This is a genomic window from Streptomyces sp. NPDC002566 (genome assembly GCF_042889585.1).
Classification (GTDB): domain Bacteria; phylum Actinomycetota; class Actinomycetes; order Streptomycetales; family Streptomycetaceae; genus Streptomyces.
Map to the genome: position 1 here is coordinate 426828 of NZ_JBIARD010000002.1, position 24704 is coordinate 451531.

A 24704-nucleotide genomic window follows, 5' to 3' on the forward strand; every position below is an offset into this window, starting at 1 on the left:
GTGGCGGTGGCCGGGGCGCTCAGGCTGCCGTTCGGAGGGATTCTCGGGCGGGGTGGTCGTCGTCCGGGTGGCTGGGGAGGGGGTGGAGTGGGGGTGTGTGGGGGCGGCGGCCGTGGAGGACGAGGCCGGTGGTGATCGTGGTGGCGATCAGGAGGCCGCTGGTGACCAGGGCGCCGCGGGCTCCCGCGAGTTCCATGAGCAGGCCGAGGGCGGGCGGGCCGCCCAGGCCCCACACCGTGCCGACGCTGCTCCACACACCGAGGACGCGTCCGCGCATGTGGGCGGGCGGGTCGGTCTGGAGGACGGCCGTTCCGGCGGTGTCGGAGACGGACTCCACCACCGCCATGGGCAGGACCAGGACCAGGAGCACGGCCAGGGACGGCGACAGTCCCGCCACGACCTGGAGCAGCCCGCCCGCCGCCGCCAGCGCGCCCACCGCCCGCACCGAGGGCTTGCGCAGCCGGGCGCCGAGGACCGCGCCGAGGATCCCGCCGACGGCGAGGACCGTGGAGACCGTGCCGAACGCGCCGGGGCCGCCCGCGAGGGGGCCGGTGACGAGCACGGCGAGGGTGAGACCGTAGTTGCGGCCGAAGACGCTGCTGACGCCGGTGATGCCGGCGAGAGCGACCAGACGGGGGCGGCGGGCGAAGAAGAGAAGGCCGTCGCGTGCGCTCGTCGCGGCCCGCCGGTCGCGCTGCTGTGGGACGAGGGGCTTGCCGGCGGCCCCCCGCCCGGCCCGGGCGACGACGCTCGTGCCTCGCGCGGGTTTCAGGAACGGGATGACGGCGGTCACGAAGAGGAAGGACAGGCCGTTGGCCACGTAGGCGGCGGCCGTGCCGAGGAAGCCCACGGTCACGCCGGCCAGCGCCGCGCCGGCGAGCCGGCCCGCGTTGTGGACCAGCGCGCCGACGCCGATCGCGGAGGGCACGTCCTCCGCGGGCACGAGGTCGTTGCCCAGCAGGGCGCAGGCCGGGCCGTCCACGGTGGCGATCGTGCCGGTGACGGCGGCCAGCACCATCAGGGACGTCATGTCGAGCCGGTCCAGCGCCACCAGCACCGCGGTCGTGAAGGCGACCGCGCCGAGGAGGGCCTGGCTGACGGCGGCGGTCAGCTTGCGGGGCCAGCGGTCGACGGCCGCGCCGCCCAGGACGCTCATGAAGAGCGCCGGGGCGGCCTGCACCGACATGGACAGGCCGGTCGCGGCGGCGGACCCGGTGATCTGCAGCACCAGCAGGTTCTGGACCGTGAGCTGCATCCAGGTGCCGGTGTTCGACAGGAGGTTCGCCACGGACCACCAGCGCATGCCGCGGTGTCTCAGCGACCGCCACGGCGAGCGGGACTCCGCCCCCGCGAGGGCGGGGGCGGTGTCGGGGGCAGGGCGAGGCGCGGGGGCGGCGGGGATCGTAGGCACAGTGGGGAACCCGAGGGGCGAGCGGCGGTCACAGGGGCAGCGAAACCTGGGAACGCCGGCTTCGCTGCACGGCCACTCCTCCTGGGGCCTGGTGCGGGCCCCGTCGGTCACGGCGCGGACCATCGTGGCAGACGGGGTGGGGTGAAGCGGCCGAAGCGCCTTGGGCGCACCGCCGCGCGTCGCCTCAAGTCCCGCCGGACCAAAGATTTTTGCCCCACTGAGTGTGCTTGCTCACAGGCCTTTCTGGAGCCGGGCGCGCCGAGGGGCCCGTCACCGTGTGACGGGCCCCTCGGCAGTGTCCCTCGTCGGGGGGGATCAGCTCTTCTTGCCCCGCCCCGTCAGCGCGTCGCGCATGCGATCGACCATGCCCATGCCCGGCGCCAGCATCTTGTTGGCCGGCGGCTTGTCCGGGGCGGTCGGGTGGGGCCGCGTCGGCGCCGTCTTCTTCGCCGTGCGGACCTTGTCGCCCAGCTCGTCCAGGGCGCTCTCGGGGCAGGCCGCGCGCAGTTTCGGGAAGAGGTTCTCCTCCTCGTCGGCCACATGCTCGCGGATCTCGCTCATCAGCGAGCCGACCAGGCGGTCGAAGTCGGCGTCGTCCGCGGCGCAGCCCTCCAGGTCCTTCATGAGCTGCTCGGCCTTGGCGTGGTCCTCCAGCTCCTTGTCCGCGAGGGCGTCCCCGCCGGCGACGTGCTCGCGCACCGCCGGGTAGAGGTAGGCCTCCTCGGCCACCGAGTGCCGGACCAGTTCCATCGTGACCTGGTCCGCGTACAGCTTGCGGTCCTTGTGTCCGGACGGCAGCGCCTCGATCTTGCCGAACAGTTCTTCCACCTCGCGGTGATCGGTCACCAGTTCGTCGATGACGTTCCCACCATGACCCATGTCCTTCACCTCCAGCCTGGGACGGCTCCCGGGCGGATCCGCCAGGGGGCCGAGTGCCCCGCTGCGCAAGGTCGACACCGCCCGGCGAGCGATGCCCCGGAGCCGGCACCACAAGCGGCAGATATCCGGACAACTCGTGCGCGAATGGGTGATTGAGCACAATGAGGAACGACCAGGGATCAACGTGTGAAACCAACTCGTTCGGGAACCCCGTCCACTACCGTCAGCGCTCAGCCGTCGGGAACACGGCGGCCGGCCCGGGACGGCGCTGCGGATCAGCGCCTCTCACGTCCCGGCCCTGAGCCCTCCCAGCGCCTGTCCCACCCCGTCCCTTTCCGCCATGTCTCCCCCCGCTGCACCGGATTGCGTGCACCGGGCCCCGTGCGCCGCACTTCCCGGCGCTTTCGACCGCGGCCGAAGGACGTTCCATGACCGATGCGACTCCCCGCCTGCCCTGGCGTCGTGCCCTGGTGACGGGCGGCGCCGGCTTCCTCGGCAGTCATCTGTGCGAGCGCCTGCTGGATTCGGGTGCCGAAGTCGACTGCGCGGACAACCTGGTGTCGGGTTCACACGAGAACATCGCCCATCTCCTCGGGCGGCCCGGATTCCGGCTCGTGGAATGCGACGTCTGCGGCCCCGACGCGCCGGAAAGCCTCGCGGGTCCTTACGACGTGGTGCTGCACTTCGCGTGTCCCGCCTCCCCCGCCGACTACCTGCGGCTGCCGCTGGAGACCCTCGACGTCGGCAGTCTCGGCACCCGCGCCATGCTGGCCGTCGCCGAGCGGGACGGCGCCCGCTTCCTGCTGGCCTCGACGTCCGAGGTGTACGGCGACCCCCTGGTGCATCCGCAGCGCGAGGACTACTGGGGCAACGTCAACCCCGTCGGGCCGCGCAGCGTCTACGACGAGGCCAAGCGGTTCGCCGAGGCCCTGGTCACCGCGCATGTGAGCGCCCGGGAGGCCGACGCCGGGATCGTACGGCTGTTCAACACCTACGGGCCGCGGATGCGCGCGCACGACGGCCGGGCCGTGCCCACCTTCGTCAGCCAGGCCCTGGCGGGCGAGCCGTTGACGGTGGCGGGCGACGGGAGCCAGACACGGTCGCTGTGCTACGTGGACGACACCGTCGAGGGCGTGCTGCTGGTGGCCGCGAGCCACTCGGTGCGGCCGGTGAACATCGGCGGCAGCGACGAGGTGACCGTCCGGGACATCGCCCGCCGGGTGGTGGAGCTGACCGGGTCCTCCTCCCGCATCGAGTTCGTCGACCGCCCGGTGGACGACCCGCAGCGCCGCCGCCCGGACACCACCCTCGCCCGCGAGCTCCTGGGCTGGTCGCCCAGGGTGCCCTGGGAGGAGGGCGTCAAGCACACGATCGCCTACTTCGCCGCGAAGCAGCCGGCGAGGGCGGCGCACGAGCCCGGCCGCGACCCCACCCCGCGGGCCTGAGACGTCTTCCCCACGCCGCCACGGAGGCCTTGTATGCGTGTCCTCGGAATCAACGCCCTCTTCCACGACCCCGCCGCCGCCCTCGTCCTGGACGGCCGGGTCGTGGCGGCCGCTGAGGAGGAACGCTTCAGCAGACGCAAGCACGGCAAGCGGCCCGTCCCCTTCTCCGCCTGGGAGCTGCCCGAGCTGTCCGCCCGCTGGTGCCTGGAGCACACCGGCCTCGACCCGGCCGACCTGGACGCCGTCGCCTACTCCTACGATCCCGAACTCGCGCTCTCCGCCGACCGGTTGGGCCTGGACGACCCGTTCGACCACCTGCGCCAGGAGTACGCGCGCCGCGCCCCGGAGTTCCTCGCCGATGCGCTGCCCGGACTCGACCCGGCCAAGGTGCGCTTCGTCCCCCACCACATCGCCCACGCCGCCTCGGCCGGCCAGGCCTCCCCGCACCCGGACTGCGCGGTGCTCGTGCTCGACGGGCGCGGCGAGTGCGGCTCCCATCTCGCGGGCCGCTACGCCAACCGTGAACTGACCGTGCTGGGCGCGCAGTCGCTGCCCCACTCGATGGGCCTGTTCTACGAGGAGCTGACCCAGCACCTCGGCTTCCTGCGCAGCAGCGACGAGTTCAAGGTGATGGCGCTCGCCTCCTACGGCAGGCCGCGCTTCCTCGACCGGCTGCGGGAGTACGTGACGCTCGACGGCCAGGGCGGCTTCCGTACCCGTCCGGTGCCCTGGGCGTCCCTCGTCCCGCCGCGTCCCGCGGGCGCCGCCTGGACCGAGGACCACGCGGACATCGCGGCCAGTGCGCAGGCCTGCCTTGAGGAGGTGCTGCTCGGACTGGCCCGGTGGCTGCACGACCGTACCGGCGAGGCCGTGCTGACGCTCGCCGGCGGGGTGGCGCTGAACTGCGTGGCCAACACCCGGCTGCACCGGGACGGGCCGTTCGAGCGGATCTGGGTGCAGCCGGCGGCCGGGGACGCGGGCACCGCGCTCGGCGCGGCCCTGCACGTCGCCCAGCAGAAGGAGGCGGTGGAGGCGATGCCGACCGCCGCACTGGGCCGCGGCTGGAGTGACGCGGAGCTGCGCGCCTGGCTGAAGCGGGCCGCCGTCCCGTACGAGGAGCCGGACGACATCGCCGAGACGGTCGCCGAGGAGCTGGCCCGGGACGGGATCGTGGCCTGGTTCCAGGGCCGCAGCGAGTACGGGCCCCGGGCGCTCGGGCACCGCTCGCTGCTGGCGCATCCCGGGCGGGCCGGGAACCTGGAGCGGCTCAACGCGGTGAAGGGACGGGAGGAGTTCCGTCCGGTCGCCCCGATGGTGCTGGCGGAACGGGCGGCGGAGCTGTTCGACGGGCCGCTGCCCAGCCCGTACATGCTGTTCGTGCACGAGGTCGCGGCCGGCTGGCGGGAGCGGATCCCGGCCGTCGTCCACGTCGACGGCACGGCCCGCGTGCAGACCGTGGACCGGGCGGAGGAGCCGCTGGTGGCGCGGATGATCGAGGGCTTCGAACGCCGCACGGGGCTGCCGGTGGTGGTGAACACCAGCCTCAACACCGCGGGCCGGCCGATGGTCGACGACCCGCGCGACGCCCTGGAGTGCTTCGGCTCGGCGCCGGTGGACCTGCTCGCGCTGGGCCCGTTCGCGATCCGCCGCCGGCGGGTGTTCGCATGACGCCGGCCTCGGGCAGGGGCCCTGAGCAGCCGCCGGTTCCGGCGGACGCCCCCGCCTACTCCGTCGTCGTGCCGACCGTGGGGCGGCCCTGTCTCGCCGACTGCCTGCGGGCGCTCGCCGCCGCTGCCGGGCATCCGCCCGAGGAAATCGTCGTGGTGGACGACCGGCCCGACGGCACAGGAGAACTGCCGCTCGCGGCGGCCGGTCCCCTGTACGGCCGGGTGCGCACCCTGCGCGCCGGTGGGCGCGGGCCCGCCGCGGCGCGCAACGCCGGCTGGCGCACCGTCGGCACGCCGTGGACGGTGTTCCTCGACGACGACGTCCGGGTCCTGCCCGACTGGTCCCGTCTCCTCGCGCAGGACCTGTGCGCGGCCGACGCCTTCACCGGCGGTGTGCAGGGCCGGCTGTCCGTCCCGCTTCCCGGGGACCGCAGGCCCACCGACTGGGAGCGCGGCACGGCCGGCCTGGAGGAGGCCGCCTGGGCCACCGCCGACATGGCCTACCGGACGGCCGCCCTGGTCGACGTGGGCGGCTTCGACGAGCGGTTCCGCCGGGCCTTCCGGGAGGACGCCGACCTGGCGTTGCGTGTCCGGGCGGCCGGCTGGGGCCTGTGCCGCGGGCGGCGCGCCACCCTCCACCCGGTCCGGCCCTCGGATCCCTGGGCGTCGGTGCGGGCCCAGCGGGGCAACGCGGACGACGTCCTGATGACGCGGCTGCACGGCCGCGACTGGTGGACCCGTGCCGAGGCGCCCCGCGGCCGGTTCCCCCGGCATGTGCTGGTGACCGCGGCCGCGCTCACCGCGTCGGTCTGCGCGCTGACCGGCAGGCGGCGCGCCGCGGCCGTCGCGGGCGCCCTGTGGTCGCTGGGCACGGCGGAGTTCGCCCTGGCCCGTATCGCCCCCGGCCCGCGGACGCGGCGGGAGGTCGCCACCATGCTCTGCACGAGCGTGCTCATCCCGCCGTCGGCCGTCCGCCACTGGCTGCACGGTCAGCTGCGCCACCGTGCGGCCGTCCCCCACGAGGGCACGCCATGACCCGCCGCCCCACCGGGAGCCGGGCCGTGGGGTGCGCGTCGCCGCGGCCTCCCGCCGCCGTGCTCTTCGACCGGGACGGGACCCTCATCGAGGACGTTCCCTACAACGGCGACCCTGCGTCGGTGCGGCCCGTGGCCGGGGCCGGGCGGGCTCTCGGACTGCTGCGGGCCGCGGGGGTGGCGACCGGCGTGGTCAGCAACCAGTCCGGCGTCGGGCGCGGCCTGCTCACGCACGACGACGTCCGGCGGGTGAACGACCGGGCGGACGCCCTGCTCGGCGGCCTGGACGTGTGGGTGTACTGCCCCCATCTGCCCGACGCCGGCTGCCCCTGCCGCAAGCCCCGGCCGGGGCTGGTGATCGAGGCGGCCCGCCGGCTCGGAGCCGATCCACGGGACTGCGTGGTCGTCGGCGACATCGGCGCCGACGTGGCGGCCGCGCTCGCCGCTGGCGCCCGGGGCGTGCTGGTGCCCACGCCGGCGACGCTGCCCGCCGAGGTGGCGTCGGCGCCCGCGACCGCTCCCGACCTGCTCACGGCGGTCGGCCGGCTGCTGGCCCACCCGGAGGGAGACCGGTCGTGAGGTCCCTGGTCGTACGCCTCGACAGCTTCGGCGACGTGCTGCTCGCCGGGCCCGCCGTGCGCGCCGTCGCCGCGCGCTCCCGTGGGGTGACGATGCTCTGCGGGCCGCGCGGCGAGCCCGCCGCCCGGCTGCTGCCCGGCGTGGACGACGTGATCGTGTGGGCGGCGCCGTGGGAGGGCGTGGACCCGCCGCCGGTGGCGGAGGCGGACGTCGAGGGGCTCGTACGGCGGCTGCGCGGCCGGGCGTACGACGCCGCGCTGATCCTCACCTCGTTCCACCAGAGCCCGCTGCCGACCGCCCTGGTGCTGCGGCTGGCCGGCGTCGGACGGATCGGCGCCGACAGCGTCGACGCCCCCGGCAGCCTCCTCGACGTGCGCCATCGGCGGCTGCCCGGGCGGCACGAGGCGCAGGCCGCGCTGGACACGGCCGCCGCGATGGGCTTCCGCCCGCCTCCCGGGGACGACGGCCGGCTGCGCGTCCTGCCGCCGCCCGACACCGTCGCCCTCACAGGCGACGGCCCCTACGTCGTCGTCCACCCGGGGGCCAGCGCGCCCGCGCGGGCGTGGAGTCCGGGGCGCTGCGCAGAGGCCGTGTCCCTCCTGGCGGACGCGGGGCACCGGGTGGTCGTCACCGGCGGTCCCGGCGAGCGGGACCTGACCCGGCGGGTGAGCGGCGGCACGGGCGTGGACCTAGGCGGCAGGACGCCGCCGCGCACCCTGGCGGGCGTGCTGCGCACCGCCGACGCCGTGGTGTGCGGGAACACCGGGCCCGCCCATCTGGCGGCGGCCGTCGGCACCCCGGTGGTGTCGCTGTTCGCGCCGGTCGTGCCGGCGGAGCGGTGGGCGCCGTACGGGGTGCCGTATGTGCTCCTCGGCGACCAGAACGCGCCGTGCGCGGACAGCCGCGCCCGGCGCTGCCCGGTGCCGGGCCACCCGTGCCTGGAGGAGGTCACGGGCCACGACGTGGTGCTGGCGGTGCGGAAACTGATCGAGGAGACGGCATGAGCATGAACATCCTGGTCTGGCATGTGCACGGCTCATGGCTGACGTCGTTCGTCCAGGGCCCGTACACCTTCCTGGTCCCGGTGACTCCCGACCGCGGGCCGGACGGGCTGGGGCGGGCCCGTACCTGGCGGTGGCCGGACACCGTGCGGGAGGCGACGCCCGGCGAGCTGCGCGACGCGCCGATCGACCTGATGGTGCTGCAACGGCCGCACGAGATCGAGCTCGCCCACCGGTGGACGGGCCGGCGCCCCGGCGTCGACGTGCCCGCGGTGTACGTCGAGCACAACTGCCCGGACGGCTCGGCCGTCGACACCCGTCACCCCCTCGCCGGCCGTACCGACGTCACGCTCGTCCACGTCACCCACTTCAACCGGCTGATGTGGGACAACGGCCGCGCCCCGACCACGGTGATCGAGCACGGCGTCATCGACCCCGGCCCCCTGTGGACCGGCGAGGAGCCGCGCGCCGCCGTCGTCGTCAACGAGCCGGTGCGGCGGGGCCGGACCACCGGCACGGACCTGCTGCCCGCCTTCGCGCGCGCGGCTCCGCTGGACGTCTTCGGCATGGGCACGGCGGGTCTCGCGGACCGTCTCGGGCTGCCGTCCGACCGCTGCCGCACCCGTGACCTGCCCCAGGGCGAACTGCACCCGGCGATGGCCCGCTGCCGGCTGTACCTGCACCCGGTGCGCTGGACGTCGCTCGGGCTGTCCCTGCTGGAGGCCATGTTCCTCGGCATGCCGGTGGTGGCGCTGGACGCCACGGAGGTGCGGGAGGCCGTGCCGGACGGCGCGGGAGTGGTCTCCAACCGGATCGACGTGCTGGAGGACGCCGTTCGCCGCTTCACCGCGGACCCGGCGTACGCCCGCGCGACGGGGGAGGCCGCCCGGGCCGCGGTCCAGGCCCGCTACGGAGAACGGCGTTTCCGGGACGACTGGGAGCGCCTGATCAAGGAGGTCACCCGATGAGCCCCAGCCAGCCGACGGCCGGCCGCGTCGCCATGGTCTCCGAGCACGCCAGCCCGCTGGCCGAGCTCGGCGGACCGGACGCGGGCGGACAGAACGTGTACGTGGCCCGACTCGCCGCACAGCTGGCCCGCCGGGGCCACGAGGTCCTCGTGTACACGCGCCGCGACGACCCCGGGCTGCCGGAACGGGTCACCACCGCGGACGGGGTGAAGGTGGTTCATGTGCCCGCCGGGCCTCCGGCCCCCATACCCAAGGACGAACTCCTGCCGTACATGCCGGAGTTCGGCGCATGGCTGGCGCGCGAGTGGGCGGCGGATCCGCCGGACGTGGTGCACGCCCACTTCTGGATGTCCGGGATGGCGGCGCTGGCCGGGGCACGCGAGCTCGGCGTGCCCGTGGTGCAGACGTACCACGCGCTCGGCACGGTGAAGAAGCGGCACCAGGGGGCCGCCGACACCAGTCCGCCGCAGCGCGTGGCGATCGAGACGGCGGTCGGACGGGAGTGCTCGGGCATCATCGCCACCTGCCAGGACGAGGTGACCGAGCTGGTCGCCATGGGGCTGCCCCGCGACCGGATCTCGGTGGTTCCCTGCGGCGTGGACCCCGAGCTGTTCGCCCCGGTGGCCGGCGCGCGGCGGCGGCCCGCGTCGGCGCCCCGACGGCTCCTCTCGGTCGGCCGGCTGGTGCCGCGCAAGGGCTTCGACCGGGCGATCCGCGCCCTGGCGGGCATTCCCGACGCCGAACTGCTCGTCGCGGGCGGGCCCGAGGCCGCCCTGCTGGGCGCCGAGCCCGAGGCGGAGCGGCTGCGGGCCGTCGCCGAGGAGTGCGGGGTGGCCGACCGGGTGACCCTGCTGGGCGGGGTGGGTCCCGCGCGCATGCCCCGGCTGATGTCCGAGGCGGACCTGGTGCTCTCCCTGCCCCGGTACGAGCCCTTCGGGATCGTCCCCGTCGAGGCGATGGCGTGCTGCGCGCCCGTCGTCGCCACGGCGGTCGGCGGGCAGCTCGACACCGTCGTGGACGACCTCACGGGCGTGCACGTCGCACCGGAGTCGCCGGACGGCGGCCACGACCGGGATCTCGTCGACACCGTGAACCGCCTGCTCGACGACCCCGAGCGGCTCGCCCGGTACGGCGCAGCCGGCCGGCGCCGGGTCCTGGCCCGCTACACCTGGGACCGCGTCGCCGACGGCGTGTCGCGGGTGTACGGCGCCGTGTCCTGCGTCCCCTCACTGTCGGGAGTGGTCCGATGACGCTCGCCGCCGGAGTCGCGCACTGCGACGACCTGATGAAGGCACTGGAAGGATTCCGCGAGTACGCGGCCCCGGTGGTGAGGCGCTGGGGAGGCGCCCTCGCCGACCGGCTGGGGGCGGGCTCGCGGCTGCTCGTCGCCGGGAACGGCGGGAGCGCCGCGCAGGCCCAGCACCTGACCGCCGAGCTGGTCGGCCGCTACCGCGACGACCGGCCGCCGTACTCGGCGCTCTCCCTGCACGCGGACACCTCCTCCACCACGGCCATCGCCAACGACTACGGCGTGCAGGAGATCTTCGCCCGGCAGGTCGGCGCGCACGGCCGGGCCGGGGACGTGCTGATGCTGCTGTCCACCAGCGGCGCGAGCGCGAACCTGCTCGTGGCGTCGAAGGAGGCGGGCCGGCTCGGGATGACCGTGTGGGCGCTGACCGGGCCGGCGCCCAACCCGCTGGAGGGGGCCGCGGACGACGCGCTGTGCGTGGAGGCGGCGGCCGCCGCCACGGTCCAGGAGCTGCACCTGGTGGCCGTGCACATGCTGTGCGAGGCCTTCGACCGGCGGGTGGAGCGTCGTACGGCGGTCGACGGCCGATGGAAGAACGGTACGCGGCCCGCGACGGGCGGGGGCGGCGGATGAGCGCCCGGGCGCCGCTGCTCGTCGTCGGGGACGCGCTGCTCGATCACGACCTGTGCGGGCGGGCTGAGCGGCTGGCCCCCGACGCGCCGGTCCCGGTCGTCAGCGGCGCCCGGCGCGTCTCCCGGCCGGGCGGCGCCGCGCTCGCCGCGCTCCTCGCCGCCGCCGACGGCCGGCCGGTCACCCTGGTCACCGCGCTGGGCGGCGACGAGGCCAGCGCGACGCTGGAACGGCTGCTGGCCGGCCGGGTGCGGCTGGTGAGGCTGCCGCTGGCGGGGGCGCTGCCCAGCAAGACCCGCGTCTTCGCGGAGGGCACGCCGCTGCTGCGCCTGGACGACGGCGAGGGCCTGGCCGGCGAGGCGACGGACGAGGCCCGCCACGCCGTCGCCGAGGCGGGCGCGATCCTGGTCGCCGACTACGGCCGGGGCACGGCGGGCGCACTCCGCGAGCCCCTGCGGTCGGCCGCCGCACGGATCCCCGTCGTCTGGGACCCGCACCCCCGGGGCGAACCCCCGGTGCCGGGCGTACGCCTCGTGACGCCGTCGGCGAGCGAGGCGCACGCGTTCGCCGCGCGGCTGGTGGACGCGGACGGGCCCGCTGCCGGGAGTGGCCGCCCGCGGGCGGCGGCGACGCCTCCGGCGGCCGGGAACGACCCGGGCCGCGGGCGGGAGCTGCGGGCCGCGGCCGGTGACGCCGATGTGCTGCTTCGCGCGTGGCGGGCCGTCTCCCTGGCCGTCACCCTCGGTGGACGCGGCGCGCTGCTCTCCCACGGCGGGACGCCGCTGCTGGTGCCCGCGCCGGTGACGGCCGAGGGCGACGCCTGCGGCGCCGGGGACCGCTTCGCGGCGACCGCCGCCGGTCTCCTCGCCGACGGTGAGCTGACCGAGACGGCGGTGCGTGAGGCGGTGCACGCCGCCACCCGGTACGTCGCCCAGGGCGGCGTCCGCTCGCTCGTCGAGACCGCCGCCGAGGCGGTTCCGACGGCCGAGGCGGCTCCCCCGGCCGCCGACGACGCCCTGCGGACGGCGGCCCGGGTGCGCGCGGCCGGCGGGACCGTCGTCGCGGCGGGCGGCTGCTTCGACCTCCTGCACGCCGGCCATGTCGCCCTGCTCCAGGCGGCCCGCCGCGCCGGCGACTGCCTGGTCGTGTGCGTCAACTCGGACGCGTCCGTGCGCCGCCGCAAGGGCGGTGGGCGGCCGCTGGTGCCGGTGGCGGACCGGGTCAGGGTGCTGCGGGCCCTGGAGTGCGTGGACGCGGTCGCCGTGTTCGAGGAGGACACTCCGGAGCGGCTGCTCGGCGAACTGCGGCCGGACGTCTGGGCTAAGGGCGGCGACTACGCGCTGGAGCGGCTGCCGGAGGCGGCCCTGGTGGAGAGCTGGGGCGGCCAGGTCGTCCTCCTCCCCTACCTGGACGGCCGCTCGACGACCGGCCTCGCGGAGCGGGCGGCGCTGTCCCCGCACCGGCCGAGAGGCTTCCGCGGGAGGCGGCGAGGGTAAGGGGGTGAGCCGCCGGGGCGTGCAGTGGCGCGTACGGCATCGCGGCCGACCCCGGCGACGTACGGCTGCCCCCGCCCGTCGCGGCCTCGCCGGCGCGGGGAGCCGTCGTCGTGCATCCCGGGACGGAGTCCGGTTCCCGGCGCCGGCCCGCCGAGCGGTACGCCGCGCTCATACGACGGCTGCGCGCCACCGGCCGGCGTGTCGTCGTCACGGGCGGGCCGGGAGAGGGCGCGCTGATGCGGGGCGTGGCGGGGCCGGCCGGGCTGCCGGCGCGGGACGTGTTGTGCGGAGGGGGCTGCCGTTCGGGGAGCTGTCGGCGCTGATCGCCGGGGCCGCGCTGCTCGTGAGCGGCGACACCGGGCTCGCGGCACGTCGCCGTCGCCCACGGCACGTCGCCGTCGCCCACGGCACGCCCTCCGTCACGCTGTTCGGGCCGGTCGCGCCCCGTCTGTGGGGGCCGCCGCCCGGGTCCGGGCGGCACCGCGCGCTGTGGAAGCCGGGGCCGCCCGGGGGATCCTCACGGGGACGTGCCCGGCCCCCGGCTGACGCGCATCGGCCTCGACGAGGCCGTGGCGGCGGCGCTCGACGAGGCCGTGGTGGCGGCGCTCGGACTGCTGGAGGGCGCCGGGGGTCAGGAGCCGCTGGTGTCCTCGGCGTCGTCGCGGTCGCCCTCGGCCTGAGAGGGCGTGGGCTGGTCCGGGGAGGACTGCTCGGCCGTGTCCCGGGCGTCCTGCTCCTCCCAGTCGCCCTCGGCCTGGGAGGGGGTGTGCTCGGTCATGGTGCTCACTCCTGACGTCAGTTCTCGGTGGTCTGCTGTGTCCAGGTCCAGGCGTACTGGAGCCAGTCCGCCAAGGTCACCGCGCCCAGGCCCGCGCAGCCCAGGCGGGTGGCCCGGGGCGCGCAGGCGTACGAGGCGACTGCGGCGCCCGCGACCCACACCGAGACGCAGAACGGGCAGGCGACCAGGTCCCCCACGGCGCGCCGCACGCCGGTACCGCGGGGCTCGTCCAGGATCTCGCCGGCCGGGGCGTCGGAGCCGCGGCGGGTGAACGGTGCCCGGACGAATCTGGTGATCTTGTCCCGGGACAGCAGCCGCGACGTCTTGTAGACCGCCGTCCCCATCAGGGCGACGTCCCACGGCGGCACCTCGTCCGGCAGCCGCACGCCCTTGCGCCGCGCCACGCCGGCGAAGACGGCGACGCTCGTGGCGAAGGCAGCGGTGAGCGCCGCGTACCCGCCGAGGGGCAGATCCTCCCGGCCGTCGCTGCGGTCCCGGTCCTCGTCGTGAGCGGCGTCCGCGGTCATGGCACCTCCTGTTGGTCCGCACGGCCGCCGTATCGATCGCGGCCTTGTCGATGGCGCGGGCCGAGTTCCCCCGCACCACGGCACCACACGCGTCCGAACCCTGACCGGGATACGGTACGGCAGCCATAAAAACCGATCACCATCGGTCAACAAACGCCGGGAAAGAATACGAAGGCGAGCGCCGGCAAAAAACTTCGACCACTGCCGTCATCGCCGTTCCGAGAAGTCGCCGACCCGCCTCAGGCACTTGACGCAACCCCTTGAACAGGCACGACACCACGACCGGCCACCCCGGGGAAACCGCGCGGGAATGTTTCGGATAAGCCTTCAGAAGGCAAGCACGATAATGCGCCGATCTCTTACGATGCGTCTTCTCGCGGTGCTACAAATGCGAGACAGTTCTTTTCCAGCGGGGGCCAGGGGGGATCCCATGCAGACGGACCGCCCTTGTGCCGGTTTCCCGGGTCGTGCCGGACGTCTCGTTCTGGCGTTGGCACTGATGTGCGGCCTTCCGCTGCTGCCCGGAGCCTCACCCAGCCGCGCGGCCCCGGCGCCCGCGCCGGACCCCGCGCCCGTCGACTTCGTCGTCCTCGTCGACGAGTCCGGAAGCCTCTCCCCCCAGGACGTCACCGCCGAGCGCGCGGCCGCCTCCATGCTCACCCTCGGCGAGTTCTCCCCGAGGTCGCGCGCCGCCGTCGTGGGCTTCGGCAGCCAGAGCGAGCGGGGGCGCCGCCCCGTGGACGTCGTCTGCCCGCTCACCAGGGCGGACACGGCGGGCCGGGAACGCCTGAGCACCTGCGTCTCCGGCATCCGGCCGCGCACCGCGGCCGAGGGCAACGGCACCGACTTCCCCGCGGCGATCACCCAGGGCCTGTCGATGCTCCGCACGACCGGGGACGCCGCCGCACCGGCCGCCCCGAAGATCCTCTTCCTGCTCACCGACGGCCGGCTCGACGTCCGCGACAGCCCCAACTACGGCCCCGACCGCGACCGGCGCAACGACAACGCCGCCAAGGCGCTCACCACCGCGGTGGCCCAGGCCCGGGCCGACAAGGTGCAGATCTGGCCGCTCGGCTTCGGCGACGGCATCGACCGGTCCCAGCTGGACGCACTGGCCGCCGGCGGCTACCAGACCCGGTGCGGGGCACTGCCGTCGGCCCGGCCGCGGGCCAGGGTCACACCGGACTCGGACGCGGTGTCGAAGGCCCTGCTGCAGGCGTTCGCGGGAGCCCGCTGCGCCCGCACCAGTCCGGACCAGGCACAGGGCACGGTCACCACGAGCGCCGATTTCAGCGTCACCATCCCTCCGGTGGCCAGCGACGGTTCCATCGTGGTGGTGAAGGAGCGCCCCGAGGCGGTGGCCGTCACCTACTACGACCCCGAGGGCCGCAAGGTCCCCCTGCGCGGCTCGGCCCACGGCTCCGCCTTCGAACTCGTCGGCCAGGACGGCCCGGTGGAGTCCCTGCGGATCCGCGACCCGCACCCGGGGACCTGGCGGGTCCATGTGGAGGTGCTGGGCGGCTCGGCCGGCCAGCAGGTCAGCGCCACCGCCCTGTGGCAGGGCGTGCTGCGCTCGTTCATCGTGCTCGATCCGCCGTCTCCCGCCCCGGGCCAGAAGGCCGCCGTGCACGTGCTGTTGCAGACCGCGCGGGACGCCCGCCTCGTCGACCCCGGGCAACTCGCCGGCATCGGCGTCTCGGTGAGCCTCACCGGCAAGGGCTTCCCCCCGGTCGAGACCCGGCTCACGGACGACGGGCGTTCACCGGACCACGCCGCGGGCGACGGGGAGTTCTCGGGCACGGTGACGGTGCCGGCGGCGGCGGACGGCGAGTTGGAGTTCGTGGGCCACATGGTGGGCGAGGGGATCACCGGCGACGAACGCCCCTACCGGACCACCCCGCCCGACCCGCTCTCCCCGCTCGCCGGGTCCGTCCAGTTCGAGGACCGCCGGGTGGAGCCCGGAGGGACGGCGCACGGGCTGGTCAAGGTGCACAACTCCGGCACCGCCGCCCGCACCGTGCGCGTGGTGCTCGGCGACGCCGGGGACCGGGTGTCCTTCACGATCAGCCCGCAGCAGGTGAGGGTCGGCGCGGGCCAGCAGATCTCCGTACCGCTGACGTTGCGCTTCGCCGAGGACGCGCCGACCGGTCCGGTGCCGGGCACGGTCTCGCTGCGGGACGAGCGGGGGCGTCCCGTGGCACAGTCCTTCCTGATCCTCCAGGTGGTGCCCCGGCCCGGGTTCCTGGAGCGCAACGCGCCCGCGGTGGGCGTCGGTTCGGCGGTGCTCGCCCTGCTGGCTCTCGTCCTCGCACTGCGCTGGCAGGGGCAGCGCAGGAGCCGGGACGTGTCCACCCTCCAGCTGATTCTCCATCAGCACGGCATGGAACGAAGCCGGTTGCGGGCGCCGGCCGGCGGTGGGGCCGAGTTCGGGTTCCAGGTGCGCTCGGCGGGCGGTGCGCCCCGCCTGTTCCTCGACGACTCCCCCGGCCGCTACCGGGTGCGGCGCTTCCGCGACGGCCTGGCCGTCAGGACACCCGACGGGGAGCGGCTCACCGTCCCGCGCGGGCGGACCGCCGCGCTGCGGGACGGGCTCGCGCTGGGTTTCGCCGACACCCGCTCCACGGCCCCCGCGCCCCGGCGCGGCCCCGGCCGCAGGTCCGCCGCCGCGACGGCCCAGGCCACTGCGGCGGCGGCCGCCCCGGACGGCCGGGGCCGGCGCCGGCGGTCCGGTGCGACGGGCGCGCCGGCGTCCTCGCCGATGCCCGCGAAACAGCCTTATGACGACGCTTTCTGACCCGGTGTCCGACCGCCGGGACGGCCGTGGACGGCCGCGCGACGGAGCCGGGCGCCCACACGGCCGCGCACGAGGGGGAGTTGGATGAAGATCTACCAGCCTATGTTGTTCGTGGGGCTGGGCGGGACCGGATGCCTCATCGGCGCCGAGCTGGAGAACCGGCTGCGGGAAGCGCTGTGCGGCCCCGACGGAACGGCACTCTTCCCCGCGCTGCGCGGCCGCCAACTGCTCCCCCACCAGCTGCCCGACTGTCTTCAGTTCGTCTACGCGGACCTGAACGAGGCCGAGTTGAGCCGGCTGCCGCACATGCGGGCCGACGGACTGCTCAAGGCCGCCTACGGCAGGACGGCCCGGGCCACGTTCGGGCTGCTGCCGCGCTTCGACTCCTACCCCGAGGTGGCCCGCAGTCTGCGCACCAACCTGCCCGGCCCGCTGTGCCGTTGGGTGCCCCCGCGCCAGGGCGAGCCGCGCGTCGCCCCGCTGATCCGGGGCGCGGGCCAGCTGCCCGCCGTCGGCCGGGCGGCCCTGTTCGAGACCTTCCGCGGCGGTCTGGGGCCCGCGCTGAACCCGCTGCGCGAGGCGATCTCCCTGATCAGCAAGTCCGGTGGCGACCTCACCTCGCTCGGCGGCTCGCTCGCCGACAGCTGCGACGTGTTCGTCGCCTTCTCCGTCGCCGGCGGCACCGGCGCGGGCATCTTCTACGACTACCTCCACCTGCTGGGGCACGCCTTCGAGGAGGCCCGCTACCGGGTGCGGATCTACCCGCTGGTGGTCATGCCGTCCGCCTTCGACGACGGGCGGGGCGGGGGCCGCGCGGCCCGTCTCAACGCGGGCCGCGCCCTGGTGGACCTGTTCCGTCTCGTCGACGACCAGAACGCGCCCGACGCCGACGACAACCTGGACGACGTGGGCAGCACCGGCCAGCTCTCCGTCGAGTACCCGGGCGGCGTCTCGGTGCGGATGCGGCCCTCCACCACGCAGACCGCGTTCCTGTTCTCCCGCACCTCCGGCATCGAACGCGAGGACCTGCACCGTTCCATCGTGTCGCTGGTGATGTCCCTGCTGGGCACGGAACTCGGCGAGGACGACAGCCGGATCCGCGACGGCGACAACCTGTACCAGTCGTTCGCCGACAGTTTCATCAACGCCAACGTGGAACGGGCCGCCGTCGCCCCGACCGGCATCGGCAACCGCGGTGTCTCCACGAGCCTGGTCGCCTCCATGGCGGTCCCCGTCGACGAACTGGCCGAACTGGTGGCGTCCCGGCTGCTGGCCACCGCGCTCAAGCGCCGCGCCTACCATCCGGCGACGCACGACGCGGCCCAACGCGACCTGATCCGCGAGTTCTTCGCCGCGTCCCACCTGGACCAGCTGTGGACGCGCCCGAGCCCGCCGTTCAGCGAGCCGCGCCCGGCCACCGGCGCGCGGGCCGTGCTGGAGGCGCTGGCGGCGCGGCAGAGCGCGATGGACGACGCGCTCGGCGACCTCGACCGCCAGTTGCGCCAGCAGGTCTCCGAACTCGCCACCGCCTTCGACCCGTTCCGGGGAGTGCGCGAACTCCTCGGCCGGGTCGACGTGCCGAGGCTGCGACAGGTCGTGCTGGGCGAGCCCGCCGCCAAGGACCGGCTGGCCCGGGCCGGTTTCGCCGGGCTGCTGCACAACCGCGGCCGGGAGCCGGAACGCCCGCCGGGCCTGAGCGTGGGTCCGCCGCAGCCGAGGAACATCAAGGACCGCATGGCCGGGCTGGTGAAGCTGAGATGGGGCGACGCCGAGGTCGTGCAGGCTCTCCAGGAGCAGGACGCCTGGTACCAGTGGGAGTGCCGGCGCGTCTGGCACCGGCACTGGGCCGACCACGCCCCGCGCTGGGACCGCACGCTGTCCGCGCTGCGCGCCGAACTGGACGCGCTGACCGGCGCGTTCCAGGAGCAGGCCGACGACGAGCAGGCCTCGTTCACCCAGCGGACGAGGCAGTTGTACCGGCCGCGCACCGGGGTGTCGTACCTGCTGCCGCCGCAGAACGACCTGGTCTCCTTCTACGAGGCCGTCGTGCACCGTCTGCTGCTCGCCGAGGGGCTGCGGGAGACGGACGGCGAGGAGGCGCTGCTCGGGCACCTGATCGGCGCCGAGCGGTGGCGGGCCGCGTTCACGGAGGCGCGGGTGGATCCGCGCCGGTCGGTGTCGATCGTCAAGGACCATCTGCAGAACCGGGTGAAGCGCCTGTTCGGGGAGACCGGCGGGGTGGGGCAGCGTCCGCTGCTGCCGTCGCTGGGCACACTGCTCGCGGCGTCGGCCGCCGGGGACGGGTTGCAGATCGGCGAGGACGCCGTGGAGCAGTGCCGGCACAAGCTGGCCTCGCTGCTGCCGGTGGGCTTCTCCCCCGAGGGGCGGGGGAAGCTGAAGGTGCTGATCGTCTACCCCGCCACGTCCACCGACTCCGCGGTGCGCCGTTTCCTGGAGCGGGAGATGCGGCTGCCCAGGGACAACGAGCGGGAGATCGAGTTCCGTCCGGTGTCCACCGAGTCGGTCACCGTCATCCTGTTCCGCAGCTCGATGAGCCTGACCGAGGTGCCGGAGGTGCGCGGCACGCTGACCCTGTGGGCGGAGGCGCTGGGCGCGGAGCAGCCGGGCGACCTGCTGCGCTGGCGGCACCGGCTGGGCCACGAGTCCGACTTCCTGATGGGGACGGCGCAGGACCGCCGGCACATCCTGCACCGGCTGCTGTGCGCGCTGTGGAACGACCAGGTGACCGTGTTCGGGGACGTGACCAGCCCGAAGCGGGTGCGCGTCGGTCTGCGGGACCGGGAGTCGGCGGCCATGGTGTGCGCGCTCCAGTCGCCCGGCCCCGGTCTGTCGAGCTGGGGCGGGCTGCTGCGCGCGTACGAGTCCTGGACGCTGGGGGAGGACAGCGGGGGCATCCGCGACGCGTTCTGCGAGCAGTTGATGGCCACCACGCCGCTGGGGCTCGAGGGCACTCCGGTGGCGCCGTCCGGGCTGTTCCGCACCCTCGTCGACAAGGTGGCGGCGCAGCAGGCGGAGCTGCTGGTCGGGCGGTCGCCCTGGCCGGTGGAACAGGATCCGGCGCACCGGGCGGAACTGCGCGCGTTCTGGACGGAGACCTTCCAGGAGGCTCTGGACCTGCCGTTCCCCCGGGCGCACCGGCTCCAGGGCTGGACGCTGCGCAAGCTGCACCACGCGCTCGGTGGGGAGGCCGGCCAGTGAGCACACCGCACCGCGACCGTCTGGTCGTCTGCATCGACCTGCGCCGGGGCCTGGACCACGTCGGGACCGCGGCGGCGCTCGACGAGCGCTTCCGGGAGACGATGCGCGAGGCGCGGGTGCGCGCGGCCGACGTCTCCCGGGTGCTGGTCATCGACACGGCCGCCGACCTCGTCTCCCACGAGGACGCCTACGAGCGCATCTGCTCCCACCCGGGGGTGTCGGCGGTGCTCTGTCTCGCGGTGGGCCCGCCGGCCGCCCGGTCGGCGGGCCCGGCGGCGGACCCCGCCGACGCCGCGGACGAGCCGTACCGGGAGTCGCATGTGCTGGCGCTGCCGGTGCAGTTGCGCCCGCCGCTGGCCGCGACGGTGTGGGTGGGGGACGTACGGGGCATCGGCTGGCGTCCCGGGCAGAGCGGGGCGCCCGCGCTGACCGACACGGGAGCCGCGGAGAACGACCTCGGCGGGCTGGACCCGCTCGTCGAGCTGCTCCAGGTGGCCGAGGTGTTCGACGAGACGGTGGGTACCCTGCACGAACTGCCGTCGGCGGTGGCGAGTCCGGCGCTGCGGCTGCTGATCCACGAGGTGCCGGAGGAGGAGCTGCTGCGGACGCAGGTGCAGGCCCTTGAGTACTGCACCGGCGCGCCCACCGCCGTGACGAGCCCCGCGCCGCCGGAGGGGCCGCTGGCCGTCCTCGCGGGGACCGCGGACCCCGAGGACCTCTCCTCGGAGGACTGTCTGCCGGAGGACAGCCCGCTGCGGCAGTCGCACCGGCAGACCGTCGCGGGCATGCGCCGGGCGGGGCTGTGTCTGGCGGAGCTGAGCGGCCGGCGGGGCTGGCTGGGGCGCGCCTCGGGCATGCGGGAGGCTCTCGGCGCGGTGCGGGAGGCCGGGCACCGGCTCGCCGAGCACCGGCGCACCATCGAGCAGACCTTCGAGTGGGTCGACGGCCGCGCGGGCATCGACGCGGAGGCGCGGGACCATCTGCTGCGGCTCGGCGTGCGGCTGCCGCTGGTCCCGGGCACCCGGCCGGAGGAGGTCGGGGCGGCTCTGCGGCAGCAGGTGCTGACCCGGCTGGAGCGCCGGCGCCCGCTGCCGGAGATCGTCTCCTGGCTGCGCGAGTTCACCAACTCGACCGTGCCGTCCGGGAGCGCGGCCCAGATCGAGCGGATCCAGCAGGTCTGCCCCGACGACGTGCTGGCCCCGCTGATCCGGCCGCCCGCGTTCACCGTGGGCGCCGGAGCCGGCCGGGCGGCCGGCTGGGCGGCCCTCGCCGCGTCGGCGGCCGCCGTCGCGCCGTGGTGGCCGCTGGTGTCGGGAGTGATGCTGCTCCTCCTCGCCGGCGCCGTGGGGTGGACCCTCGTCGCGGGCCCGGAGGACGAGGCGTCCGACGAGCCGCCGTGGGCCGCCCGGCTCCCCCGGCGGACGGTGGGCGTGCTCGCCGGCGGGTGGGCCGCCGGATGCGTCGTGGGCCTGTCCGCCCGGGCCGCGGTGGCGATGCCTTTCTGGTCCGTGTGGCTGCTCGCGGTGGCGGCCGGCGCGGCGGCCGTCCAGGCCGGTCACAGCCTGTGGGCGGCCGCGGTGGCGGACTGGCGGCGAGAGGTACGGCTCGACGCCGCCGCCCTCGCGGCCGAGCGGCTCGGCGAGGCGCTGGACGACGGGGTGTTCGAGTACTGGCTGCTCGCGGACGCCCGGGCGGCCGCGTCCGACCAGGCGCGGGCGGTCGCCGCGCTCCTGGAGGCGGGCTGTTCGACCCTCGCCGAGTTCGGCGAGCAACTGGAAGGCCGGGCCGGGCCCGACTGGGGTCCGGCGTCACGAGGGATCCCGCCGGGCGGCGGGACCGCGGACGGGCGGGGCGGCTCGCCGTACGCCGTCGAGCATGTGGGCCAGGCCGGGCAGGCGCTGCTCGACACGGTCATCGGCGACCTGTCGGACCTGATGGCCGAAGTCCTCACTCCCTACTGGCCGTTGGTGCTGCGCGACCCCTCCACCGTCACCGCGCTGCCGGTGGCCGCCCGCACCGGCGAGCTGATCTTCGAGTACCAGCACCAGCTGGCCCGGGTCGGCACCGCACCCGCACCCCGCTTCGCCCACACATCGGTGAGCCGGCCCGACCCGGCGAGTCTGGTCGGCGTGGACATGCAGCGCGTGGTCGGCGTGCTCCTGCCGGGCCATCACGACGACGCCCTGCATCTGTGCTCCCCCGGGCAGCTGCGGATGCTCGACCGGGCGCCGGACGCCACCCGGCACTTCGGGTTCGTGCCGCAGGCGATGCAGAGCTCGTTCTGGAAGGCCGTCGAGAACGCGCCGGGCGGCGCGCACGGGACGACGGGCGGGCGGGCCGAGCCGCGCACCCGGTGGACGAGCGTGCCGGACGCCGGACTGCCGGACATCGTGTGGACGGCCACGGGCCGCTTCGCCGGCCTGCTGCGCCTCGTCCCGCTCGCGGAGAGCTCGGTCCGCCTGTCCTGGTCCGACGGCCGCGAGTCGACCGGCGGGGCGGGGGGCGCTCCCCGGCCGGGCGGCCGGGAGGGCGGCCGGCTCCCCGGCGCCCGCGACGGCGCACAGCACGGCGGCGGCAGCCGCGTCCAGCCCGGCAAGCCCTCCGCACGCGGCGGGGGCGACACGACGGGCGGCGCCGGGTGAGCCCCGCGCCGCGCGAAGGGCGCGGAGGGGGCGGCGCGGGGTCGCCTTCCGGAAGCGGGGCCGTCCCCCTGGGGGGCGGGAGCAGGGTTGCGGGCGACGTGCGTTCGGCGGTCGCCGCGCCCCGGCGGCGGGTCGCCGGGAGGAGCGCGGGGGCCGGTGGGACTCGGGGGCGGCGCGGCGGGCTGTGCCGGGGTGCGGCCGGGGGCGGAAAGGTGCCTGAATGACCGACGTACTGCTGTTCGTGGACTCCACGGGCATGCCCGAGCGGGTGCGCGTGCTGCGGGCCGAACCGGACGAGCCGCACGCTCCCGGCTCCCCGTTCCGCACCCGGATGATCACGCTGGAGGACGGCCGGCACCTCTCCCAGCGGCGGATACACCCGGCGCACGCCGCCCGGCCGGAGGCCCTGGACGCCCTGGAGACGGAGATCCGGGCCGGGCTGCGGCTCGTACGGGCCTTCGGGCGCGAGGGCTACCCACCGGAGTTCACCCGGCTCGCGGGGTACGCCATCGAGGCGCCCGAGCCGTTCCTGCTGCTGGACCCGCTGCGCAAGGGCCAGCCGATGGCGGAGTTCGCGGGCCGTCTCATGGTGCGCGAGCAGCAGAAGTTCGAGTACAGCCTGTTCCGCACGCTGCGGCTGCTGGAATGGGCCTCGCTGGTGCACCGGTCGATCGGCCCCGGCACGGTGCGCTGGGACGGCTCCCGCATCCAGCTCACCCAGTTCGGCGGCGCCGAACTGGCCGGGCGGCCGCGCAGACGGCTGGGGGTGCGGCCGTGGGCCTCGCCGGAGCAGCGGGAGGGCTTCGGCGCCGTACATCCCCTGGACGACGTGTGGAGCGCCGGGCAGTTGGTCCACTTCGTGGCGACGGGCCGGGAGAGCGCGGGCGACCGCCCGCCGCCGGGGTCGGGGCAGGCCCTGACGGATCTGCTGCGCGGCGTGTTCGAGGAGGACCCCGACCGCCGCTGCGACGCCCGGACGCTGCTCAAGCGGATCTCGGGACGCGACCCGGTCGCCGACCTGGGCGAGGCGCCCGACCCGCTGCGCGCGGGCCGGCGGCGGTTCGACGAGCTGCTGGCCGCCAAGGGGCCGCACGCCTGGCCCCCGCGGCCGCGGCCCGAGCCGGCCCCGGCGCCGCCGAGGCCCGAGGAGCCGCCGCGCCCGGACGCCGGGCGCAGGGGCGCGGGCCCGGTGTGGAGCCTGCGCATCCCGGGCCGCAGTACGCACCATGACAGGACGGGAGAGAGCGGATAGTGGACGACGTACTCGCGGGCGAGCAGCCGCGGCCGATCCGTTGCCCGAGTTGTCTGGAGGACCTGTACTTCGACGCCCGGCGGCTGTTCCTGCCGGAGCCGCCCACCCATGAGCTCAGGCCATGGGATCCGGGTGAGGAGACGAACGAGATCCGGCGCCGGGACCTGCTCAACCAGGCCTTCCTGAAGTGCCCCAACGAGCGGCCGGGCGAGCACTTCCTGCCCGTGCCGTACCTCAGTCACGGCACTCCGCTGTCCATCGCGTTCGTGGGCCAGTCGGGCACCGGCAAGACGCATCTGCTCGCGGCGATGATGGCGGAGATCGGCCGCGGCGGTCTCGACCCGTACGGCATCCACTGCCGTTCGGTGAACACGGTCCGGCACCAGACGTTCCTGTCCCAGGCGGTGAGCCAGCTGGAGGCCGGCCTGGTGCTGCCGTCCACCGACCCCGTGTCGTTCGTCGAGTTCACCGACGCGCTGCTGGTGACCGTCAGGGGCAGGACCCGGCCGGTGGCGTTCTTCGACATCGCCGGCGAGTCCCTCACGCTCAGCGGTCAGAGCACCCAGTTCCTGCTGGGCGTGGACGCGCTGATCTTCGTGGTGGACACGATGCGGGCGCTGCGCATGCCCCAGCTGGTGCCGGCGCGGGAGAGCGCGGGCATCAGCCACGCGCTGGCCGGGGTGCCCGACCCGACGTTCTCCACGGTCCTGGACCGGCTGCCCCGGGACGGCGACTTCAGTGACGTGCCCTGCGCCGTGGTGCTCAACAAGTGCGACGTGCTGCGCTTCGAGGACCCCATCGACCAGTGGCTGCGCAACGGGCCGCCGGCCGGCGGGAAGACCGTCGATCCGCAGGAGGCGTACGAGGAGAGCCGGGACGTCTACGCCTTCCTCGCCCAGCACGGCGCGAGCGCGTGGCTGCGCCCGGCGCACGACTGCCGCCGGTGCACCCTGCACTTCGTCTCCGCCACCGGCATGTCGCCGACGGCCGTGCCGGGCCGGACCGATCCGCACGGTCCGCGCAAGGCGTTCGTCGGGGGCGTGCGGCCGCGCCGCGTCCTCGGCCCGCTGCTGTCGCTGTTCACCATGTGCGGCCTGCTCGATCCGCCGGTCCCGCAGCTGATGGGGGTCTGA

At 75.4% G+C, this 24704-nt stretch carries 18 protein-coding genes and 1 pseudogene; 15 read left to right on the forward strand and 4 right to left on the reverse strand.

Annotated features, from left to right (window positions below; translation table 11 throughout):
• Positions 1-19 precede the first annotated feature (19 nt).
• Both ACFYXA_RS09170 and ACFYXA_RS09175 read right to left on the reverse strand, forming a co-directional pair.
• A complete protein-coding gene (locus tag ACFYXA_RS09170; protein WP_389030037.1) occupies positions 20-1303 on the reverse strand; it encodes an MFS transporter in 1284 nt (427 codons plus the stop codon).
• Positions 1304-1726: 423 nt separating this feature from the next.
• The gene (locus ACFYXA_RS09175) at positions 1727-2290 is read right to left on the reverse strand and encodes a hemerythrin domain-containing protein (protein WP_352248315.1); all 564 of its coding nucleotides are present in this window, start codon (positions 2288-2290) and stop codon (positions 1727-1729) included.
• A 428-nt stretch (positions 2291-2718) separates the two neighbouring features.
• Here ACFYXA_RS09175 and ACFYXA_RS09180 point away from each other — a divergent pair, with 428 nt between their 5' ends.
• The 10 genes and pseudogenes from ACFYXA_RS09180 to ACFYXA_RS09225 all read left to right on the forward strand — a co-directional run.
• Positions 2719-3735, forward strand: coding sequence for an NAD-dependent epimerase/dehydratase family protein (locus ACFYXA_RS09180; RefSeq protein WP_389030042.1), 1017 nt, complete (start codon positions 2719-2721; stop codon positions 3733-3735).
• 33 nt (positions 3736-3768) lie between these two features.
• A complete protein-coding gene (locus ACFYXA_RS09185) occupies positions 3769-5403 on the forward strand; it encodes a carbamoyltransferase (RefSeq protein ID WP_389030045.1) in 1635 nt (544 codons plus the stop codon).
• Positions 5400-6437: a glycosyltransferase family 2 protein gene (locus ACFYXA_RS09190; RefSeq protein ID WP_389030048.1), complete on the forward strand. Its 1038-nt coding sequence runs from the start codon at positions 5400-5402 to the stop codon at positions 6435-6437. The genes ACFYXA_RS09185 and ACFYXA_RS09190 overlap by 4 nt, the downstream gene beginning before the upstream one ends.
• Positions 6434-7015 carry a D-glycero-alpha-D-manno-heptose-1,7-bisphosphate 7-phosphatase gene (locus tag ACFYXA_RS09195; protein WP_389030051.1) on the forward strand — a complete coding sequence of 194 codons (582 nt, stop codon included), beginning with the start codon at positions 6434-6436 and terminating at the stop codon, positions 7013-7015. The genes ACFYXA_RS09190 and ACFYXA_RS09195 overlap by 4 nt, the downstream gene beginning before the upstream one ends.
• The gene (locus ACFYXA_RS09200) at positions 7012-8019 is read left to right on the forward strand and encodes a glycosyltransferase family 9 protein (protein WP_389030054.1); all 1008 of its coding nucleotides are present in this window, start codon (positions 7012-7014) and stop codon (positions 8017-8019) included. The genes ACFYXA_RS09195 and ACFYXA_RS09200 overlap by 4 nt, the downstream gene beginning before the upstream one ends.
• Before the next feature lie 2 nt (positions 8020-8021).
• Positions 8022-8984 (forward strand): glycosyltransferase, encoded by a 963-nt coding sequence (locus ACFYXA_RS09205; RefSeq protein WP_389031640.1) that lies wholly within the window; start codon positions 8022-8024, stop codon positions 8982-8984.
• Positions 8981-10234: a glycosyltransferase gene (locus ACFYXA_RS09210; protein WP_352253663.1), complete on the forward strand. Its 1254-nt coding sequence runs from the start codon at positions 8981-8983 to the stop codon at positions 10232-10234. Before ACFYXA_RS09205 ends, ACFYXA_RS09210 begins: the two co-directional genes overlap by 4 nt.
• Positions 10231-10866 carry an SIS domain-containing protein gene (locus tag ACFYXA_RS09215; RefSeq protein ID WP_389030057.1) on the forward strand — a complete coding sequence of 212 codons (636 nt, stop codon included), beginning with the start codon at positions 10231-10233 and terminating at the stop codon, positions 10864-10866. The genes ACFYXA_RS09210 and ACFYXA_RS09215 overlap by 4 nt, the downstream gene beginning before the upstream one ends.
• Entirely contained in the window at positions 10863-12359 is a 1497-nt protein-coding gene (gene rfaE2, locus ACFYXA_RS09220) for a D-glycero-beta-D-manno-heptose 1-phosphate adenylyltransferase (RefSeq protein WP_389031642.1), read from the forward strand. Before ACFYXA_RS09215 ends, rfaE2 begins: the two co-directional genes overlap by 4 nt.
• A 29-nt stretch (positions 12360-12388) precedes the next feature.
• Positions 12389-13039, forward strand: a pseudogene (locus ACFYXA_RS09225) (glycosyltransferase family 9 protein); the annotation flags it as partial.
• Here ACFYXA_RS09225 and ACFYXA_RS09230 read toward each other — a convergent pair.
• On the reverse strand, positions 12991-13137 hold the full coding sequence (locus ACFYXA_RS09230; protein ID WP_389030060.1) for a hypothetical protein: 147 nt from the start codon (positions 13135-13137) through the stop codon (positions 12991-12993). The pseudogene ACFYXA_RS09225 and the gene ACFYXA_RS09230 sit on opposite strands and share 49 nt — an antisense overlap.
• Positions 13138-13154: 17 nt before the next feature.
• Positions 13155-13664: a DUF1360 domain-containing protein gene (locus ACFYXA_RS09235; protein ID WP_352253709.1), complete on the reverse strand. Its 510-nt coding sequence runs from the start codon at positions 13662-13664 to the stop codon at positions 13155-13157.
• Positions 13665-14163: 499 nt separating this feature from the next.
• On the opposite strand from ACFYXA_RS09235, the gene ACFYXA_RS09240 reads away from it, so the two are divergent.
• From ACFYXA_RS09240 to ACFYXA_RS09260, 5 genes are all read left to right on the forward strand, one after another.
• Positions 14164-16458, forward strand: a complete 2295-nt coding sequence (locus ACFYXA_RS09240) for a VWA domain-containing protein (RefSeq protein WP_389031645.1) — start codon at positions 14164-14166, stop codon at positions 16456-16458.
• A gap of 84 nt (positions 16459-16542) precedes the next feature.
• Positions 16543-19677, forward strand: coding sequence for a tubulin-like doman-containing protein (locus ACFYXA_RS09245; RefSeq protein ID WP_389030064.1), 3135 nt, complete (start codon positions 16543-16545; stop codon positions 19675-19677).
• Positions 19674-22319 carry a hypothetical protein gene (locus ACFYXA_RS09250; protein ID WP_389030067.1) on the forward strand — a complete coding sequence of 882 codons (2646 nt, stop codon included), beginning with the start codon at positions 19674-19676 and terminating at the stop codon, positions 22317-22319. Before ACFYXA_RS09245 ends, ACFYXA_RS09250 begins: the two co-directional genes overlap by 4 nt.
• A 220-nt stretch (positions 22320-22539) precedes the next feature.
• Complete coding sequence (locus ACFYXA_RS09255; RefSeq protein WP_389030070.1) at positions 22540-23571, forward strand: hypothetical protein; 1032 nt, start codon at positions 22540-22542, stop codon at positions 23569-23571.
• Positions 23571-24704: a hypothetical protein gene (locus tag ACFYXA_RS09260; protein ID WP_352253723.1), complete on the forward strand. Its 1134-nt coding sequence runs from the start codon at positions 23571-23573 to the stop codon at positions 24702-24704. Before ACFYXA_RS09255 ends, ACFYXA_RS09260 begins: the two co-directional genes overlap by 1 nt.